Consider the following 18,512-nt stretch of genomic DNA (forward strand, 5'->3'; position numbering starts at 1 on the left):
GCGGCCCGATGGATTCCCGCCGCTGCGGCGGACCTGATCACAAGCCAACTGGAGTCTCGAACATGCGTAAAACCCTGCTTGCTTTCGCTGTCCTGCTGGGCTTCTCCGGCGCCGCCATGGCCCATGAATACGAGGCCGGCAACCTGCACATCGACCACCCGTGGTCGCTGCTGCTGCCGGCCAACTCGGTGAACGGCGCCGCCTACTTCATCGTGCAGAACCACGGCAAGGAGGCGGACCGCCTGCTCGGTGCCGACACCGACCGTGCTGCCAGCGCCGAAGTGCACCAGCACGTGGAGAAGGACGGCATGATGAAGATGGTGAAGGTCGAGGGCGTGGATATCCCCGCCAGCGGCAAGATCGTCTTCGCGCCCGGCCAGTACCACCTGATGCTGTTCGGCCTGAAGAAGCCGCTGGCCGACGGCGAGCGCTTCCCGCTGACCCTGCATTTCCAGAAGGCCGGCGATGTGAAGGTCGAGGTCGCGGTGCAGAAGGAAGCTCCACTCTCTAAAGGAGCAGAGGGGGGCACCGACATGGGCCACGACATGCACGGCATGCAGATGAACTGATGAGCGACCGGCTCCTGCGCCCGCTGGTGTGGGCGCAAGACGGCGAGTGGCTGCTGGGTTTCGACGGCAGCTACTCGAGCGACTCGATCCTGCGGATCGAGAGCGCCGCCGATGGTTTCATCCTGCGCGAGGAGCGTCTGGCCGAGACGCAGACCAAGCGCTATCCCTTCGCCGACCTGAAGGACGACGTCACGGCGGCCGACTGGACCGCCGTGGTCGTCGACGAGGAAGGCGAGCGGCTGGGCTTTGCCATCGCCCGCTACGAAATCTGGAATCGCCGCGCGGTGCTGGACGACCTGTTCGTCCTCGCCGACGCGCGCGGCCAGGGCGTCGGCCGGCAATTGCTGGAAGGCTGCCTGGACTGGGCGCGCAGCACCGAGGCGCGCCACCTGTGGCTGGAAACCCAGAACCTCAACCTGCCGGCGGTGGGCTTCTACCGCTCCCGCGGCTTCGCCCTCAGCGGGCTGTCCACCGACCTCTACGACCCGGCGCAGGTGCTGCCCGGGGAGATGGCGCTGTTCTTCAGCTACCCGCTGGCCTGAGGGCCAGGCGCGTCTGCCGCGCCGCGAGGATCAGCACGAAGCCGATGCAGTAGGCCAGCACATCCAGCCAGTCCGGCGTGGCGCCGAGCACGATGCGCAGCGCGCGGTTGCCTATCTGCCAGTGGAAGGTCGCGGCGAGGTACTGGCCGAGCTCGATGATCAATCCACAGCCCAGCGCCGCAGCGGCCAGCCAGTGGGCAGGAGCATCGATAGCTGTGCGCAGCAGGCAGTACAGCCAGATCACCGCCAGCACGTCGCCGCCGAAGCCGCGCAACCAGCCGAGGTGCGCCCCGCCCGTGGCCAGCCAGGCCAGTACGGCGAACCAGAGCAGCGCGAAGAGGGCGCTGCGTCCATCGAAGCGAAGCCGCATCAGGGCTTGAACGCGCCGATGAAGATCGCCGGGTCGACGCGGGCGTCGTTCAGGCTGACGTTCCAGTGCATGTGCGGCCCGGTGGCGCGGCCGGTGGCGCCGACGCGGCCGATCACGCCGCCGCGCGGAACCGCATCGCCGACTTTCACGTCGATCTTCGACATATGGCAGAACATGCTGATGAAGCCCTGGCCGTGGTCGACGAACACGGTGTTGCCGTTGAAGAAGTAGTTGCCGATCAGGATCACCTTGCCGGCGGCCGGTGACTTGATCGGGGTGCCGGCGGGCACGGCGAAGTCCAGCCCGGAGTGCGGATTGCGCTCCTCGCCGTTGAAGAAGCGGCGCAGGCCGAAGGGGCTGGAGAGCGGGCCGTTGACCGGTTTGTCCAGCACCAGGTTGCTCGGCGTACCGGGGCTGAAGCTGCGGTAGGCGGCGGTCTGCTCGGCCAGCTCGCGGTTGATGCGCTTGAGGTCTTCGGGCAGCGGGTTCACCTGGCGGGTATTCTTCAAGGTGATGCGCTGCTCCTTATAGTGCTTGTTGCCCACGCTGAAGCCGAGGTTGCGGCTGGCGCCTGACTGCTTCACGGCGATCTGCTGGCTGCCGGCCTTGGTGGTCAGCGGGATGCCGACGATGGCGATCCAGTCGCGGCCTTCTTCGCGTACCACCAGCACCGGTTTGCCCTGGTAGGTGGCGGTCGGCACGGCGGCGTCCTGGCCCAGCTGGACGACGGCGACGCCGCCGGGCACCGGCTTGTTCAGCGTGCGGCTGATGAAGCCTTCGGCGTGGGCGGTCAGGGTGAACAGGGCGGTGACGAGCAGGCAGGAAATTCGAAACATGGCGCTATCCGTGGACGTGTCGGCGGATGAAGCGGGCAGTCTACACGGGCCGCTCCGGCGGGCGCGGCGATTTCGTCGAAAGCGGAATCCAGTTGTGCAGCAGACCAATCCAGGAGCACGAACGTAGGGTGGGTGGAGCGCAGAGATACTCATCGATAACCCAGCTGCGCCATTGATGGGTATCGCTGCGCTCCACACCATCCTACAAAAGCAGCTGCTAGCGACGCAGGCCTTCGAGCTGCTGGCGCCACAGTTGTTCCAGCGACGGCACCTGCGCCGGGCCGTAGATGGCGTGGGGCTTGCCCAGGTGCGCGGCCCACAGCTGGTCGCCGTAGTCGTAGTGCCACCACTCGCTGGAGAGGTTGCTGAAGCCCGCCGCCAGCATGGCGTTGAACAGCATCCGGCGGTTGTCGCGCACACGGCGCTGGGCTCCGTCGGGCTGGGCAATCTCCTCGTAATGGCGGGTATAGGAGCGCGGCGTCGCCTCGTCGAACAGGCTGCCCATGTCCAGCCAGCGACCTTCGCTGTCGCACAGAGTCAGGTCGATGGCACCGCCGGTGAGGTGCGGGCTGGGCGACTCGGCGCGGGTGCTGGGCGGCGCGACGAACTCACGGGTGCGCCGGGTCAGCTCGCGCGGATCGGCGTCCGGCTCGTGCTGGCGGAGGATCTCGTAGAGCGTGTCGTACAGGTGCTGCTGCACCGCGAAGGGCCGCCAGGCATCGAGGATCACCAGACGGATGCCATCGGGCAGCAGGCTCGCGGCGTGCAGCAGGCGCTCGAAGACTTCGGTACGCGCATAGCATTCCGGCTGCGCGTTCGGCACGCCGAGGCGGTGGTAGGCCGGCCACACCGCGAAGCCGGTGGCGATGCCCAGCGCCTGCAGCGGCTGGTCGCATTCGACGATGGGCACGCGGAAGGCCTCGGCCCAGTCCGGATCGGGTTGCGGCAGGATCGGCGCGAGCAGGTCGGTCATCGGCTATCAGTCCAGCAGGGAAAGGGTGACGGGGGCCTGGTGGTTGTCCTCCACCCGCACTTCCAGTTCACCGTCGCCCAGCTTGGCCTTGAGGCGCTGGCCGTTCTTCGTCTGCGCGGCGCTGCGGATGGCCTGGCCCTTGTCGTCCAGCAGGATGCTGTAGCCACGGCCGAGGGTCGCCAGCGGGCTGACGATGTGCAGCGTCTGCATCAGGCTGTCGAGGCGCTGGCGCTGTTCGCGCAGGATGGCGTTGGTGGCGCGCGGCAGACGGGCGCTGAGGTTGTCCAGGCGCTGGCGCAGCAGGGCCAGGTTGCGGCCGGGGTGCTGCGCGGCGAGGCGGGTGTCCAGTCGTGCGACGCGCTCGTGGCGAATCTGCAATTGGCGCTCGAAGGCGCGGCGCAGTCGCATGTCCAGGTCATCCAGGCGCTGGGATTGCTGGCGCAGGCGTTCGCCGGGGTGGCGCAGGCGCCGGGCGGTGCCTTCCAGGCGCAGGCGCTCGCGGGTCAGGCGGTCCTGGATGCGCAGGATCAGCCGGCGGCGCAGGCTGTCCAGGCGCTGCTGCAGATCGCCGCTGTGGGGCGCCAGCAACTCGGCGGCGGCCGAGGGCGTGGGCGCGCGCACGTCGGCGACGAAATCGCTGATGGAGACGTCGGTCTCATGGCCCACGGCGCTGACGATGGGCGTCACGCAGGCGGCGATGGCGAGGGCCACCGGTTCCTCGTTGAAGCACCAGAGGTCTTCCAGCGAGCCGCCGCCACGGGCCAGGATCAGCGCATCGAAGCCCTGTGCGTCGGCCAGCTTCAAGGCTCGGACGATCTGCCCGATGGCCTCGCGACCCTGCACGGCGGTGGGGATCAGGGTCAGCTCGACCTGTGGCGCGCGGCGGCGGAATACGCTGATGATGTCGCGGATCACCGCGCCAGTGGGCGAGCTGACGATGCCGATGCGCCGCGGGTGGGCAGGCAGTTCCTGCTTGCGCTCGGCGGCGAACAGGCCCTCGGCGGCGAGCTTTTCCTTCAGCGCCTCGAAGGCCAGGCGCAGCGCACCATCACCGGCCGGCTCGACGGTATCGGCGATCAGCTGGTAGTCGCCACGCCCTTCGAACAGCGAAACCTTGCCGCGCACCCGCACCGCGAGCCCGTCGCGCAGGGCCTGGCGCACGCGCAGGGCGTTCTGCCGGAACAGCGCGCAGCGCACCTGGGCGTTGCTGTCCTTGAGGGTGAAGTACATGTGGCCGGACGCCGGTCGGGCGAGGTTGGAGATTTCGCCCTCGACCCAGACCTGCGGGAACACGTCCTCCAGCAAGTGGCGGGCGCGCTGGTTGAGCTGGCTGACGGTCAGAACCTCGCGGTCGAGGCCCAGCCGTTGGAAGGGATCTTTCTGCATGGCGAAGGATGATAAGCGGGCCTGCGGACAGGGGCCAGCGCGCGAGGTTCATAAAGGCTTCATTCAGATCGTCCGGTTGCGTTGAGCCCGACCCCCTGACTGAGATATAATGCCGCGCTTCCATTTTTCCCGATCGGGAGCCCCCGCCATGCTGCGCATCAGCCAAGAAGCCCTCACTTTCGACGACGTCCTCCTGATTCCAGGTTATTCGGAAGTCCTGCCCAAGGACGTGAGTCTCAAGACTCGCCTGACCCGTGGCATCGAACTGAACATCCCGCTGGTGTCCGCCGCGATGGATACCGTGACCGAAGCCCGCCTGGCCATCGCCATGGCCCAGGAAGGCGGCATCGGCATCATCCACAAGAACATGAGCATCGAGCAGCAGGCCGCCGAGGTCCGCAAGGTCAAGAAGCACGAGACCGCCATCGTTCGCGACCCGGTCACCGTGACCCCGTCGACCAAGATCATCGAGCTGCTGCAGATCGCCCGCGAATACGGCTTCTCCGGCTTCCCGGTGGTGGAAGAGGGTGAGCTGGTCGGTATCGTCACCGGTCGCGACCTGCGCGTGAAGCCGAACGTCGGCGACAGCGTGTCCGCGATCATGACCCCGAAGGAAAAGCTGGTCACCGCCCGCGAAGGCACGGCCCTGGAAGAGATCAAGGCCGCTCTCTACGAGAACCGCATCGAGAAGATGCTGGTGGTCGACGAGAAGTTCCGCCTGACCGGCCTGGTGACCTTCCGTGACATCGAGAAGGCCAAGACCTACCCGCTGGCTTCCAAGGACGACGAAGGCCGCCTGCGCGTCGGCGCAGCCGTCGGCACCGGCGCCGACACTGGCGAGCGCGTTTCCGCCCTGGTTGCCGCCGGCGTTGACGTCGTTGTCGTCGACACCGCCCACGGCCACTCCAAAGGCGTGATCGACCGCGTGCGCTGGGTGAAGGAAACCTTCCCGCAGGTACAGGTCATCGGCGGCAACATCGCCACCGGCGAAGCCGCCAAGGCACTGGCTGACGCCGGCGCCGACGCCGTGAAAGTCGGTATCGGCCCAGGTTCCATCTGCACCACCCGCATCGTCGCTGGCGTCGGCGTGCCGCAGATCTCCGCCATCGCCAACGTCGCCGCAGCCCTTGAAGGCACCGGCGTTCCGCTGATCGCCGACGGCGGCATCCGCTTCTCCGGCGACCTGGCCAAGGCCATGGTGGCTGGCGCCTACTGCGTGATGATGGGTTCGATGTTCGCCGGTACCGAAGAGGCTCCGGGCGAGATCGAGCTGTTCCAGGGGCGCTCCTACAAGTCCTACCGTGGCATGGGTTCGCTGGGCGCCATGGCCGGCTCCACCGGTTCCTCCGACCGCTACTTCCAGGACGCCTCCGCTGGCGCCGAGAAGCTGGTGCCCGAAGGCATCGAAGGCCGCGTGCCCTACAAAGGCCAGCTGACGGCCATCGTCCACCAGCTGATGGGTGGCCTGCGCGCCGCCATGGGCTACACCGGCAGCGCCGATATCCAGGACATGCGCACCAAGCCGCAGTTCGTGCGCATCACCGGCGCCGGCATGGCCGAGTCCCACGTCCACGATGTACAGATCACCAAGGAAGCCCCGAACTACCGCGTAGGTTGAGGGTTCTTCGGTAAATGAGTCGGACACGGGGCTGGTTGATACAGCCCCGTGTCGTTTGAGAATTTCGCTACGAGAGATGGCCATGGCCCAAGACATTCACGCTCACCGGATCCTGATCCTCGACTTCGGCTCCCAGTACACCCAGCTGATCGCCCGCCGCGTTCGCGAGATCGGCGTGTACTGCGAAATCCATCCGTTCGACATGAGCGACGACGACGTTCGCGCCTTCGCCCCGCGCGGCATCATCCTGGCCGGCGGCCCGGAGTCGGTGCACGAAGCCAACAGCCCGCGCGCGCCGCAGGCCGTGTTCGACCTGAAGGTGCCGCTGTTCGGCATCTGCTACGGCATGCAGACCATGGCCGAGCAGATGGGCGGCAAGGTACTGGGCTCTGACCTGCGCGAGTTCGGCTACGCCCGCGTCGACGTGGTCGGCAAGGCCCGCCTGCTGGACGGCATCGAAGATTGCGTCAGTGAAGACGGCGTATTCGGCCTCGATGTGTGGATGAGCCACGGCGACAAGGTCACCGAAATCCCGGCCGGCTTCCACATCCTCGCCAGCACCCCGAGCTGCCCGATCGCCGCCATGGCCGACGATGCCCGCGGCTACTACGGCGTGCAGTTCCACCCGGAAGTGACCCACACCAAGCAGGGCGGCCGCATCCTCTCCCGCTTCGTGCTGGACATCTGCGGCTGCGAAGCCCTGTGGACTCCGTCGAACATCGTCAACGATGCCATCGCCACCGTTCGCGCCCAGGTCGGCAACTCCAAGGTGCTGCTCGGCCTGTCCGGCGGTGTCGACTCCTCGGTGGTCGCGGCCCTGCTGCACAAGGCCATCGGCGACCAGCTGACCTGCGTCTTCGTCGACAACGGCCTGCTGCGCCTGCACGAAGGTGACCAGGTGATGGCCATGTTCGCCGAGAACATGGGCGTCAAGGTGATCCGCGCCAACGCCGAAGAGCTGTTCCTCGGCCGCCTGACTGGTGTCAGCGATCCGGAGCAGAAGCGCAAGATCATTGGCGGCAGCTTCATCGAAGTCTTCGATCAGGAAGCCACCAAGCTGCAGGACGTGAAGTTCCTCGCCCAGGGCACCATCTACCCCGACGTGATCGAGTCGGCCGGCGCCAAGACCGGCAAGGCCCACGTGATCAAGTCGCACCACAACGTCGGTGGCCTGCCCGAAGACATGCAGTTCGAACTGGTCGAGCCGCTGCGCGAGCTGTTCAAGGACGAAGTCCGCAAGATCGGCCTGGAGCTGGGCCTGCCCTACGACATGGTCTATCGCCACCCGTTCCCGGGCCCGGGCCTGGGCGTGCGCATCCTCGGCGAAGTGAAGAAGGAATACGCCGACCTGCTGCGTCGCGCGGACCACATCTTCATCGAAGAGCTGCGCAACTTCGACTGGTACCACAAGACCAGCCAGGCCTTCGTGGTGTTCCAGCCGGTGAAATCCGTCGGCGTGGTCGGTGATGGCCGTCGCTACGCCTGGGTTGTCGCCCTGCGCGCGGTGGAAACCATCGACTTCATGACCGCTCGCTGGGCGCACCTGCCTTACGAGCTGCTGGAGAAGGTCTCGAACCGCATCATCAACGAGATCGAAGGCATCTCCCGCGTCACCTACGACGTATCGAGCAAGCCGCCGGCTACCATCGAGTGGGAATGATCGGAGACGTTTAACGTTTCCTTAACGCAGAAGACGGCAATCTCCCCGCCTTCTGCAGCAGGCGAGGGCGGGAATGCCCGCCCTTGACCTGGCGCATGAGAGGCGTTTGCCTCTTCATGCAGAGTTGCTTCCTGCTTGCGTTTCAGCCGGCAGGACCGTGCAGCCGGCCGCAAGAGCCTGGCGCCAGGCGCGAAATGCGCCTACCTCCGTGAAAGCCGATGGGGTCGCAAGTCCCTTGTTCTAGGAGTCTGGACCCATGTCGTTTACCCGTAGACAAGTACTCGGCGGCATCGCCGGCCTGGCCGTGCTCGGCCTGGGCGCCGGTGGCGCGCGCATCTGGCTGGCGCGCCCGGAAGTCGCCGCCGAGCACGATTACGAACTGATCGCCGCGCCGCTCGACCTGGAGCTGGTGCCCGGCCACAAGACCCCCGGCCTTGGCTATGGCGGCCAGGCTCCCGGCGTGGAAATCCGCGCGCGCCAGGGCGACTGGCTGCGGGTGCGCTTCACCAACAAGCTGGACGAGCCGACCACCATCCACTGGCACGGCATCCGCCTGCCCATCGAGATGGACGGCGTGCCCTACATCTCGCAGCCGCCGGTGCAGCCGGGCGAGAGCTTCGTCTACCAGTTCAAGACGCCGGACGCCGGCAGCTACTGGTATCACCCGCACCTGATGAGCAGCGAGCAGCTGGGCCGTGGCCTGGTCGGGCCGCTGATCATCGACGAGCGCGAGCCGAGCGAGTTCACCAGCGAGAAGATCCTCAACCTGAAGACCTGGCACGTGGACGAAGAGGGCAACTTCACCGCCTTCAGTGTTCCCCGTGAGGCCGCGCGCGAGGGCACCCGCGGGCGCCTGTCGACCATCAATGGCGAACGCACGCCGGTGATCGAGCTGCCGGCCGGCGAGATCGTCCGGGTGCGCATCCTCAACGTCGACAACACCGTGACCTATCGCCTGAACCTGCCGGACGCCGAGGCGAAGATCTACGCCATCGATGGCCATCCGGTGGAGCCGCGCGACTTCGGCAAGGGCCCCAACGACCAGTACTGGATCGGTCCGGGCATGCGCCTGGAGCTGGGCATCCGTGGCCCGGCGGAAGGCACGGAGCTCTCGCTGCGCAATGGTCCGGTACGCCTGGCGACCATCCGTGGCGTGGCCAACCCGAAAGCGCCAACCGCCAAGTGGCCGGCCCCGCTGCCGCGCAACCCGGTGGCCGAGCCGGACCTGAAAAACGCCGAGACCATCAACTTCAAGTTCGAGTGGGTCGGCGCCATGTCCGACTACTCCAAGGGTCAGTCGGCGCCTTCGCTGTGGCAGATCAACGGCGTGGCCTGGCAGGGTGGCGAGGAGCACAAGCACAACTCGCCGCCGCTGGCGAAGCTCAAGGAAGGCAACAGCTATATCTTCGTGCTGCGCAACATGACCCAGTACCAGCACCCGATCCACCTGCATGGCATGGCTTTCAAGGTGCTGGACTCCGATCGTCGGGAGATCATCCCGTATTTCACCGATACCTACCTGCTGGGCAAGAATGAGACGGCACGCGTGGCGCTGGTGGCGGATAACCCCGGCCTGTGGATGTTCCACTGCCACGTGATCGATCACATGGAGACCGGGCTGATGGGAACCATCGCGGTGGGCGAGGCATGGTGCGGCTGACCAACAGCAAGGGGCACCCGACGGTGAAGGGGCTGGCGCCGGTCATCGACCGCAGCCGGGACATCCCCTTCATGCGCGAAGCCCTGGCGCTGGCCGAGCAGGGCGCGGCGCTGGGCGAAGTGCCGGTGGGCGCCGTGCTGGTGCTGGACGGGCAGGTCATCGGTCGCGGCTTCAACCAACCGATCACTTCCCACGATCCCAGTGCCCATGCCGAGATGGTCGCCATCCGCGAAGCTGCCGCCGCCGCGCAGAACTACCGCCTGCCCGGCAGTACGCTCTACGTGACCCTCGAACCCTGCAGCATGTGCGCCGGCCTGCTGGTGCACTCGCGCATCCAGCGCGTGGTGTTCGGTGCCACCGAGCCGAAGTCCGGCGTGGTGGTCAGCCGTGGCAACTTCTTCGAGCAGGACTTCCTCAACCACCGGGTGCTGGTGGAAGGCGGAGTGCTGGGGGAGGAGTGCAGCGCGATGCTCTCGGCGTTCTTCAAGGCGCGGCGTAGCAAAAGCTGAAGGTCGTAGGGGCGAGCTTGCTCGCGAACATCTCCGTGTCGCGGTACGAATGGCCAAGCGCCGGAGCTGACCTGTAGGAGCGAGCCATGCTCGCGATCGCGGGCAAGGCCCGCTCCTGCAATGGAAATACCGATTTCAATCCGCGCTGGGCTCAGAGCTTCTGATCCCGCCCATCGTCATCGTCGTTGGGCTTGGTCTTGTTCACGCCCGGCAGGTGCAGGCCGCTTTCGGCGAGCTGGCCGCCTTCCATCTGCGGCTGGGTCACCCAGGTGAGAATGTCGTAGTAGCGGCGCACGTTCTGCACGAAGTGCACGGTCTCCCCGCCGCGCGCGTAGCCGTAGCGCGTCTTGCGGTAGTACTGCTTCTGCGCCAGGCGCGGCAGCATCTTCTTTACGTCGAGCCACTTGTTCGGGTTCAGGCCTTCCTGCTCGGCCATCTTGCGAGCGTCGTCCAGGTGGGCGCCGCCGATGTTGTAGGCAGCCAGGGCGAACCACATGCGGTCCGGGTCCTTGATGCTGTCGGGCAGCTCGTCCTTGATCTGCACGTAGTACTTGCTGCCGCCCTGGATGCTCTGCTTCGGGTCCAGGCGGTTGGCCACGCCCATGGCCTGGGCGGTGCGGTTGGTCAGCATCATCAGGCCGCGCACGCCGGTCTTGGAGGTCGCGTCGGGCTGCCACATGGATTCCTGGTAGCCAATGGCGGCCAGCAGGCGCCAGTCGGCCTCGAGCTTGGTGCCGCTCTGGCGGAAGTGCGGTTCGTACTTGGGCAGGCGCTGCTGCAGGTGCTGGGCGAAAGTGTAGGCACCGACGTAACCAAGGACGTCCACGTGGCCGTAGTAACGGTCCTTCAGGCGTTGCAGCAGGCCGTCCTGCTTGGCCTTGTCGAGGAAGGCGTTGACCCTCTCGATCAGGCTGTTGTCATCGCCGGCCGGCAGCGCCCAGGCCAGGCCCTTGGCATCGCCGAGGTCGAAGGCGACGCGCACGTTGGGGAAGTACACCTGGTTCATCGCCAGTTCGTTGGAATCCACCAGCGTCAGGTCGATCTCGCCGACGTCAACCATGCGCAGCAGGTCGACCATCTCGTCGGCGTCGGATTCGCGGTATTCCAGCTTGGGGTACTGCTTCTTCAGTTCGGCCAGCTGCGAGGCATGGCTGCTGCCTTTCAACACGACGATGCGCTTGCCTACCAGGTCGTCGGGGCGGGTAGGACGCTGCGCGCCGTTGCGATAGACGACCTGCGGGGTGACGTCGAGGTAGGAATGCGAGTAGCGCACCTGGGTATCGCGCTCGCCGCCCGGCGTCAGGCCGGCGGCCGCCAGGTTCGGTCCGCCGTCGCGGCCGATGCGGTCATAGAGGTCGTCGATGTTGTCGGCGGTTTCGATCTGCAGCTGCACGCCCAGGCTGTCGGCGAAGCGCTTGGCCAGCTCGTATTCGAAGCCGGTATCGCCGTTGCGGTCCTGGAAGTAGGTGGCCGGACTGTTGCGGGTGATCACGCGCAGCACGCCGTCCTTCTGCACGCGCTCAAGGGCCGTCGGGGCTTTCGCCTCGCTACAGCCGGAAAGCAGCAGAAAGATACAGGTCGCCAAGATCCAGGCGGTGCAGCGCACACGGGACACAGTCAGGGCAAGCATCAGGGCAGTATACGCAAAGGCCGTTGTGCGCCATATCTCGACAGCTCGAAGCTTCTCTGCTAGCTGGGGCACCGTTCGTCGGCATTTTTCCAGCTGAAGGCCGCAGGGCCGGGATTTTTCCTAGGCCGCTCGAAGGCCTTCGAAGATGAATGGCGATTTCCGCCGGAGCAGCGGCAAGGAAGGTACTTGAAAGCTGCCGCCGGGCTGCGCTTTACGGTAGAATGCACGGCCTCTGTGGGCCGGCCCGTCCGGCCCCACACACTTCCCCGTCTCCAGAGGCTGTTCCGACAATGCTGATCCTGCGCGGTGCCCCCGCCCTTTCCGCTTTCCGCCACGGCAAACTGCTCGACCTGCTGACCCAGCATGTGCCCGCCGTCACCGGGCTGTATGCCGAGTTTGCGCACTTCGCCGAGGTCACCGGAGCCCTCAACGCCGAGGAAGAACAAGTCCTGGCGCGCCTGCTGAAATACGGTCCGAGCGTTCCCGTGCAGGAGCCCGCCGGCCGCCTGTTCCTGGTTCTCCCGCGCTTCGGCACCATCTCGCCCTGGTCGAGCAAGGCCTCTGACATCGCCCGCAACTGCGGCCTGGCGAAGATCGAGCGCCTTGAGCGCGGCATCGCCTACTACGTCACCGGCGAGCTGAGCGAGGCCGACGCGCAAGCCGTCGCCGCCCGCCTGCACGACCGCATGACCCAGCTGGTGCTGAACCAACTGGAAGAAGCTTCGGCCCTGTTCAGCCACGCCCAGCCCAAGCCGCTGACCGTGGTCGACATCCTCGCCGGCGGTCGCGCCGCGCTGGAGAAGGCCAACCTCGAGCTGGGCCTGGCCCTGGCCGACGACGAGATCGACTACCTGGTGAAGAGCTTCGTCGAGATGGGCCGCAACCCGCATGACGTCGAGCTGATGATGTTCGCCCAGGCCAACTCCGAACACTGCCGCCACAAGATCTTCAACGCCAGTTGGGACATCGACGGCCAGGCTCAGGACAAGAGCCTGTTCGGCATGATCAAGAACACCTATGAAATGCACCGCGAAGGCGTGCTGTCCGCTTACAAGGACAACGCCGCGGTCATGAAGGGCTATGTCGCCGGCCGCTTCTACCCGAACGCCGAGACCCGCCAGTACGGCGCCAGCGAAGAGCCGGTGCACATCCTGATGAAGGTGGAGACCCACAACCACCCGACCGCCATCGCTCCCTTCCCCGGCGCCTCCACCGGCTCCGGCGGCGAGATCCGCGACGAAGGCGCAACCGGTCGTGGCGCCAAGCCCAAGGCCGGCCTGGTCGGCTTCACCGTCTCCAACCTGAACATCCCCGGTTTCGAGCAGCCCTGGGAAGTGCCCTACGGCAAGCCCGAGCGCATCGTCACCCCGCTGGACATCATGATCGAAGGCCCGCTGGGCGGCGCCGCGTTCAACAACGAATTCGGCCGCCCGAACCTGGCCGGCTACTTCCGTACCTTCGAGCAGGCCATCGCCACCCCGCGTGGTGAGGAAGTCCGCGGTTACCACAAGCCGATCATGATCGCCGGCGGCCTGGGCAATATCCGCGAAGACCACGTGCAGAAGGGCGAGATCTCGGTCGGCGCCAAGCTGATCGTGCTCGGCGGCCCGGCCATGCTGATCGGCCTGGGCGGCGGCGCCGCTTCCTCCATGGCCACCGGCGCTTCCGCCGCTGACCTGGACTTCGCTTCGGTGCAGCGCGAGAACCCGGAAATGGAGCGCCGTTGCCAGGAGGTCATCGACCGCTGCTGGCAGATGGGCGAGAACAACCCGATCAAGTTCATCCACGACGTGGGCGCGGGCGGCATCTCCAACGCCCTGCCGGAACTGATCAACGACGGCGGCCGTGGCGGCCGCTTCGAACTGCGCAACGTGCCCAATGACGAGCCGGGCATGAGCCCGCTGGAAATCTGGTGCAACGAGTCGCAGGAACGCTACGTGATGTCGGTGGATGCCGCCGACTTCGAGACCTTCAAGGCCATCTGCGAGCGCGAGCGCTGCCCGTTCGCCGTGGTCGGCGAAGCCACCGAAGAGCTGCAGCTGACCGTCGCCGACAGCCACTTCGGCAACAAGCCGGTGGACATGCCGCTCGAAGTGCTGCTCGGCAAGCCGCCGCGCATGCACCGTTCGGTCACCCGCGAAGCCGAGCTGGGCGATGACTTCGCCGCCGCCGGCCTGGACCTCACCGAGTCCACCGAGCGCGTGCTGCGTCACCCGGCCGTGGCCAGCAAGAACTTCCTGATCACCATCGGCGACCGCACCATCACCGGCCTGGTTGCCCGCGACCAGCTGGTCGGCCCGTGGCAGGTCCCGGTGGCCGATTGCGCCGTCACCGCCACCAGCTTCGACGTCTACACCGGTGAAGCCATGGCCATGGGCGAGCGTACCCCGCTGGCCGTGATCGACGCCCCGGCCTCTGGCCGCATGGCGATCGGCGAGACCATCACCAACCTGGCCGCCGCGAGCATCGACAAGATTTCCGAGATCAAGCTCTCCGCCAACTGGATGGCCGCTGCCGGCCACCCGGGCGAGGACGCGCGCCTGTACGACACCGTCAAGGCGGTCGGCATGGAGCTGTGCCCGGCGCTGGGCATCACCATCCCGGTGGGCAAGGACTCCATGTCCATGAAGACCCGCTGGCAGGATGGCGACGCCGAGAAGAGCGTCACCTCGCCGATGTCGCTGATCATCTCCGGCTTCGCCCCGGTCAATGACGTGCGCAAGACCCTGACCCCGCAGCTGCGTCTGGACAAGGGCGAGAGCGACCTGATCGTCATCGACCTCGGCCGCGGCAAGAACCGCATGGGTGGCTCTATCCTCGCCCAGGTCAACGGCCAGATCGGCCGCGCCGCTCCGGACGTCGACGACGCCGAAGACCTGAAAGCCTTCTTCGCCGTGATCCAGGGCCTGAACGCCGACGGCCACCTGCTGGCCTACCACGACCGTTCCGATGGCGGCCTGATGGCCACCGTGGTCGAAATGGCCTTCGCCGGTCACTGCGGCCTGGACCTGAACCTCGACGCGCTGGCCGACAGCCGTGACGAGCTGACCGCCGCCCTGTTCAACGAAGAGCTGGGCGCGGTGATTCAGGTGCGCTCCGCCGCCACCCCGGAAGTGCTGGCCCAGTTCAGCGCCGCCGGCCTGGAAGACTGCGTCGCGGTCATCGGCCAGCCGGCCAGTGGCGCCGACATCGAGCTGTCCTTCAATGGCGAGCGCGTCTTCAATGCCCAGCGCCGCAACCTGCAGCGCATCTGGAGCGAAACCAGCTACCGCATCCAGCGCATGCGTGACAACGCCGACTGCGCCGACCAGGAATTCGACGGCCTGCTGGAAGAAGACAATCCCGGCCTGTCGGTGAAACTGAGCTTCGACGTCAACGACAACATCGCCGCGCCCTACATCAAGAAAGGCGTGCGTCCGCAGATCGCCATCCTGCGCGAGCAGGGCGTCAACGGTCAGGTGGAAATGGCAGCGGCCTTCGACCGCGCCGGCTTTGCCGCCGTCGACGTGCACATGAGCGATATCCTCTCCGGTCGCGTCAGCCTGGAGCAGTTCAAGGGCCTGGTGGCCTGCGGCGGCTTCTCCTACGGCGACGTACTGGGCGCCGGCGAAGGCTGGGCCAAGTCGATCCTGTTCAACGCCCGTGCCCGCGATGGCTTCCAGGCCTTCTTCGAGCGCAAGGACAGCTTCGCCCTCGGCGTGTGCAACGGTTGCCAGATGATGTCCAACCTGCACGAGCTGATCCCCGGCACCGAGTTCTGGCCGCACTTCGTGCGCAACCGTTCCGAGCAGTTCGAAGCGCGCGTGGCGATGGTCCAGGTACAGGAATCGCAGTCGATCTTCCTGCAGGGCATGGCCGGTTCGCGCATGCCGATCGCCATCGCCCACGGCGAAGGCCATGCGGAGTTCGAGAGCGAGGAGGCGCTGCTGGAGTCCGATCTGTCCGGCACCGTGGCCCTGCGTTTCGTCGACAACCTGGGCAAGGTCACCGAGAGCTATCCGGCCAACCCGAACGGCTCGCCGCGTGGCATCACCGGCCTGACCAGCCGTGACGGCCGTGTCACCATCATGATGCCGCACCCTGAGCGTGTGTTCCGCGCGGTGCAGAACTCCTGGCGTCCGGACGAGTGGGAAGAGGACGGCGGCTGGATGCGCATGTTCCGCAACGCCCGCGTCTGGGTCGGCTGAGTCCGAACTGATGCGACACGGGAAAGGGGAAAGCTTCGGCTTTCCCCTTTTTCTTTGTCCGGCTATCGAGGAGGGGCGCGTTGACTGACGACGAGAGGCTTCCTGAGGTTCGCGCAGTCACGCCGGGACAGGTCCTGCACCTGTGCCGCTGCGGGCAGTGCGCCAGCCTGCCGGATGCCGCGGCGAGTTGTACCGACTCGCTGGAACTGACGGTCGGGCGCGAGTGGCATCTGCTGCTGTGCTGTTGCGGACTGTCGGCGAACTTGCCGTTCTGCGACGGCTCCCACGCTCCTGCGGCGCCAGGTCTGAAAGAGCGCTGGCGGCGCTTCACCGGTCGGTGAGCTCGAAGTCCGTCACAGATTTCGTACAAAGTCGTTCCCTGGCGAACAAGCCCGGAACCGGACGGTCGAACTTCCACGATGACCTGCAAGTCATAAGAGGCAAAGTGCCACTATTTGTGGCAGGATTTGTCACCCGTGGCGCTCTTTGTCACGGCTGTGTCCCTGTTTCGATCGGAGCCTCCGATGTACAAACTGTGTTTCTACGTTCCGGAAAGCCATCTGGAACCGGTCAAGAAAGCGGTGTTCGCCGCCGGTGCAGGACGCATCGGTGCCTATGACAGCTGTTGCTGGCAGGCGCTCGGACAGGGACAGTTTCGCCCCTTGCAGGGCAGCAACCCCTACATCGGCCAGGCCGGCAGCGTCGAGCAGGTCGCCGAATGGAAGGTGGAGATGGTGGTGGCCGACGAGTTGATCCATGACTCGGTGAAGGCCCTCAAGCAGGCCCACCCGTACGAGACGCCGGCCTTCGAGGTCTGGCGGCTATCGGACATGGTCTTCTGACCCAAAAAAAGGCGCCCGCAGGCGCCTTTTTTCATGTTCAACCATCAGCCGCGCAGGCGGTCGAAAGACTGCCCCAGCGCCCCCGCACGAACCCCGACCAACAGGTGATAGACGCCTTCGGCGACCTGGCTGACGCCCTGGCAACCCAGTTCGGCGAGACGATCTCGCTGCAACTGCTCAGCGTTCTTCACGGCCACCCGCAAGCGTGTCAGCGCGACGGTCTCCACACTGCGCAGGTTGTCCTGGCCACCCAGCGCCTGCAGCCATTCGCCAGCTTCCCGGGACGAGACGAGCTCCGCCGGCGGCGGGGCCGAATCGTCGCTGATGGATGGGGCTGCACTTTCCTGCAGGATGCCTGCCGGCAGTGCGCGACGGATCTCGTCGGCGATGCTGTCGGCTTCCGGGCCCACCACCACCTGCAGGCTGCCGGCTTTGCCGGGGCGCACCACGGCCATGGCGCCCAACGCCTTGAGCTGTGCGTCCGAGGCCTTGTTGCGGTCCTTCAGTTTCAGGCGCAGGCGGGTGGTGCAGGCATCCACCACTTCCAGGTTGGCGGCACCGCCCAGCGCTTTGATGAAGGCAGGGGCGCGCTGTTCGGAGGGGCTGGAAACCGTCTCGCCGTCGGTGTTCTCGTCGATCTCCTCGCGGCCGGGCGTCTTCAGCTGGAAGCGCCGGATGCAGAAGTCGAACACGAAGTAGTAGGCGGCGGCGTAGCACAGGCCCAGCGGCCAGAGCATCCAGCCGTTGGTGGACTTGCCCCAGCCCAGCGCCAGGTCGATGGCGCCGCCGGAGAAGGTGAAGCCCAGGCGGATGTTCAGCAGGTCGGTGATGGCCATAGACAGCCCGGTCAGCAGCGCGTGCAACAGGTACAGCAGCGGAGCCAGGAACATGAAGGCGAACTCGATGGGCTCGGTCACGCCGGTGAGGAAGGCGGTCAGCGCCATCGACAGCAGCAGGCCGCCGACCAGCTTGCGTCGCTCCGGGCGGGCGTTGCGGTACATCGCCAGGCACGCCGCCGGCAGGCCGAACATCATCACCGGGAACATGCCGGCCATGAACTGGCCGCCCTTCGGATCGCCGGCGAAGTAGCGGGCGAGGTCGCCGGTGATCTGCCGGCCGGTATCAGGGTCGGTGAAGGCGCCGAAGACGAACCACATCAGGTTGTTGAGGATGTGGTGCAGGCCGGTGACGATCAGCAGGCGGTTGAGCACGCCGAAGGCGAAGGCGCCGAGGCTGCCGCTGCCCACCAGCAGGTTGCCGAGGTCGTCGATGACCTGCTGGATGGGCGGCCAGATCAGCCCGAACAGCACGCCCAGGCCCAGTGCGGCGAGGCCGGTGACGATGGGCACGAAGCGCCGGCCGCCGAAGAACGCCAGGTACTGCGGCAGGGCGATGTCCTTGAAGCGGTTGTACAGCGCGCCGGCCACCAGGCCGCTGATGATCCCCGAGAGCACGCCCATGTTGATGCCGGGATCGATGGCGTTGAGCGTCGACATCATCACCAGGTAGCCCACGGCGCCCGCCAGGCCGGCGGTGCCGTTGTTGTCGCGGGCGAAGCCGACGGAGATGCCGATCGCGAAGATCAGCGCCAGGTTGGCGAAGATCGCATTGCCGGCATCGTGGATCAGCAGGATGTTCAGCAGGTCCTTGTCGCCCAGGCGCAGCAGCAGGCCGGCGATCGGCAGGATGGCGATCGGCAGCATCAGGGCGCGGCCCAGGCGCTGCAGGGT

General features: G+C 66.4%; 15 protein-coding genes. 9 read left to right on the forward strand and 6 right to left on the reverse strand.

Going from position 1 to position 18,512, the window contains the following annotated elements:
• Positions 1 to 62 precede the first annotated feature (62 nt).
• On the forward strand, positions 63 to 569 hold the full coding sequence (locus IB273_RS10250; protein ID WP_192224008.1) for a copper chaperone PCu(A)C: 507 nt from the start codon (positions 63 to 65) through the stop codon (positions 567 to 569).
• The gene (locus tag IB273_RS10255; RefSeq protein ID WP_151188081.1) at positions 569 to 1,111 is read left to right on the forward strand and encodes a GNAT family N-acetyltransferase; all 543 of its coding nucleotides are present in this window, start codon (positions 569 to 571) and stop codon (positions 1,109 to 1,111) included. The genes IB273_RS10250 and IB273_RS10255 overlap by 1 nt, the downstream gene beginning before the upstream one ends.
• Here IB273_RS10255 and IB273_RS10260 read toward each other — a convergent pair.
• From IB273_RS10260 to xseA, 4 genes are all read right to left on the reverse strand, one after another.
• Positions 1,092 to 1,481 (reverse strand): DUF2809 domain-containing protein, encoded by a 390-nt coding sequence (locus IB273_RS10260; protein WP_081515937.1) that lies wholly within the window; start codon positions 1,479 to 1,481, stop codon positions 1,092 to 1,094. The genes IB273_RS10255 and IB273_RS10260 overlap by 20 nt on opposite strands.
• The gene (locus tag IB273_RS10265) at positions 1,481 to 2,317 is read right to left on the reverse strand and encodes a M23 family metallopeptidase (protein ID WP_192224009.1); all 837 of its coding nucleotides are present in this window, start codon (positions 2,315 to 2,317) and stop codon (positions 1,481 to 1,483) included. The genes IB273_RS10260 and IB273_RS10265 overlap by 1 nt, the downstream gene beginning before the upstream one ends.
• Positions 2,318 to 2,534: 217 nt before the next feature.
• On the reverse strand, positions 2,535 to 3,290 hold the full coding sequence (locus IB273_RS10270; protein ID WP_081515935.1) for a M15 family metallopeptidase: 756 nt from the start codon (positions 3,288 to 3,290) through the stop codon (positions 2,535 to 2,537).
• A 6-nt stretch (positions 3,291 to 3,296) separates the two neighbouring features.
• Positions 3,297 to 4,676, reverse strand: coding sequence for an exodeoxyribonuclease VII large subunit (gene xseA / locus IB273_RS10275; protein ID WP_192224010.1), 1,380 nt, complete (start codon positions 4,674 to 4,676; stop codon positions 3,297 to 3,299).
• Between the two features lie 148 nt (positions 4,677 to 4,824).
• Between xseA and guaB the strand changes: the two genes are divergently transcribed.
• The 4 genes from guaB to tadA all read left to right on the forward strand — a co-directional run bounded on the left by guaB (position 4,825) and on the right by tadA (position 10,123).
• Positions 4,825 to 6,294, forward strand: coding sequence for an IMP dehydrogenase (guaB, locus tag IB273_RS10280; RefSeq protein WP_081515933.1), 1,470 nt, complete (start codon positions 4,825 to 4,827; stop codon positions 6,292 to 6,294).
• Positions 6,295 to 6,376: 82 nt separating this feature from the next.
• Positions 6,377 to 7,954, forward strand: a complete 1,578-nt coding sequence (gene guaA / locus IB273_RS10285; RefSeq protein WP_151188078.1) for a glutamine-hydrolyzing GMP synthase — start codon at positions 6,377 to 6,379, stop codon at positions 7,952 to 7,954.
• Between the two features lie 256 nt (positions 7,955 to 8,210).
• Entirely contained in the window at positions 8,211 to 9,614 is a 1,404-nt protein-coding gene (locus IB273_RS10290) for a multicopper oxidase family protein (RefSeq protein WP_192224011.1), read from the forward strand.
• Positions 9,602 to 10,123, forward strand: a complete 522-nt coding sequence (tadA, locus tag IB273_RS10295; protein WP_151188076.1) for a tRNA adenosine(34) deaminase TadA — start codon at positions 9,602 to 9,604, stop codon at positions 10,121 to 10,123. Before IB273_RS10290 ends, tadA begins: the two co-directional genes overlap by 13 nt.
• A gap of 151 nt (positions 10,124 to 10,274) precedes the next feature.
• Here the strand turns inward: tadA and mltF are convergent, their stop codons facing one another.
• Positions 10,275 to 11,753, reverse strand: a complete 1,479-nt coding sequence (gene mltF / locus IB273_RS10300) for a membrane-bound lytic murein transglycosylase MltF (protein ID WP_151188075.1) — start codon at positions 11,751 to 11,753, stop codon at positions 10,275 to 10,277.
• A gap of 290 nt (positions 11,754 to 12,043) precedes the next feature.
• Here mltF and purL point away from each other — a divergent pair, with 290 nt between their 5' ends.
• The 3 genes from purL to IB273_RS10315 all read left to right on the forward strand — a co-directional run bounded on the left by purL (position 12,044) and on the right by IB273_RS10315 (position 16,782).
• On the forward strand, positions 12,044 to 15,940 hold the full coding sequence (gene purL / locus IB273_RS10305) for a phosphoribosylformylglycinamidine synthase (protein ID WP_081515927.1): 3,897 nt from the start codon (positions 12,044 to 12,046) through the stop codon (positions 15,938 to 15,940).
• An 80-nt stretch (positions 15,941 to 16,020) separates the two neighbouring features.
• Positions 16,021 to 16,281 (forward strand): CDGSH iron-sulfur domain-containing protein, encoded by a 261-nt coding sequence (locus IB273_RS10310; RefSeq protein ID WP_192224012.1) that lies wholly within the window; start codon positions 16,021 to 16,023, stop codon positions 16,279 to 16,281.
• Positions 16,282 to 16,464: 183 nt separating this feature from the next.
• The gene (locus IB273_RS10315; protein WP_045210478.1) at positions 16,465 to 16,782 is read left to right on the forward strand and encodes a YqfO family protein; all 318 of its coding nucleotides are present in this window, start codon (positions 16,465 to 16,467) and stop codon (positions 16,780 to 16,782) included.
• Between the two features lie 44 nt (positions 16,783 to 16,826).
• Here the strand turns inward: IB273_RS10315 and nagE are convergent, their stop codons facing one another.
• Positions 16,827 to 18,485: an N-acetylglucosamine-specific PTS transporter subunit IIBC gene (nagE, locus tag IB273_RS10320; protein WP_412548078.1), complete on the reverse strand. Its 1,659-nt coding sequence runs from the start codon at positions 18,483 to 18,485 to the stop codon at positions 16,827 to 16,829.
• Between the last annotated feature and the right edge of the window lie 27 nt (positions 18,486 to 18,512).

The organism is Pseudomonas sp. PDM19 (assembly GCF_014852215.1).
GTDB lineage: Bacteria > Pseudomonadota > Gammaproteobacteria > Pseudomonadales > Pseudomonadaceae > Pseudomonas.

Bases quoted from the DNA above. Each gene is read 5' to 3' on its own strand.
- IB273_RS10250 (WP_192224008.1), top strand. From the start codon at position 63: ATGCGTAAAACCCTGCTTGCTTTCGCTGTCCTGCTGGGCTTCTCCGGC.
- IB273_RS10255 (WP_151188081.1), top strand. From the start codon at position 569: ATGAGCGACCGGCTCCTGCGCCCGCTGGTGTGGGCGCAAGACGGCGAG.
- IB273_RS10260 (WP_081515937.1), bottom strand. From the start codon at position 1,481: ATGCGGCTTCGCTTCGATGGACGCAGCGCCCTCTTCGCGCTGCTCTGG.
- IB273_RS10265 (WP_192224009.1), bottom strand. From the start codon at position 2,317: ATGTTTCGAATTTCCTGCCTGCTCGTCACCGCCCTGTTCACCCTGACC.
- IB273_RS10270 (WP_081515935.1), bottom strand. From the start codon at position 3,290: ATGACCGACCTGCTCGCGCCGATCCTGCCGCAACCCGATCCGGACTGG.
- xseA (WP_192224010.1), bottom strand. From the start codon at position 4,676: ATGCAGAAAGATCCCTTCCAACGGCTGGGCCTCGACCGCGAGGTTCTG.
- guaB (WP_081515933.1), top strand. From the start codon at position 4,825: ATGCTGCGCATCAGCCAAGAAGCCCTCACTTTCGACGACGTCCTCCTG.
- guaA (WP_151188078.1), top strand. From the start codon at position 6,377: ATGGCCCAAGACATTCACGCTCACCGGATCCTGATCCTCGACTTCGGC.
- IB273_RS10290 (WP_192224011.1), top strand. From the start codon at position 8,211: ATGTCGTTTACCCGTAGACAAGTACTCGGCGGCATCGCCGGCCTGGCC.
- tadA (WP_151188076.1), top strand. From the start codon at position 9,602: ATGGTGCGGCTGACCAACAGCAAGGGGCACCCGACGGTGAAGGGGCTG.
- mltF (WP_151188075.1), bottom strand. From the start codon at position 11,753: ATGCTTGCCCTGACTGTGTCCCGTGTGCGCTGCACCGCCTGGATCTTG.
- purL (WP_081515927.1), top strand. From the start codon at position 12,044: ATGCTGATCCTGCGCGGTGCCCCCGCCCTTTCCGCTTTCCGCCACGGC.
- IB273_RS10315 (WP_045210478.1), top strand. From the start codon at position 16,465: ATGTACAAACTGTGTTTCTACGTTCCGGAAAGCCATCTGGAACCGGTC.
- nagE (WP_412548078.1), bottom strand. From the start codon at position 18,485: ATGCTGCCGATCGCCATCCTGCCGATCGCCGGCCTGCTGCTGCGCCTG.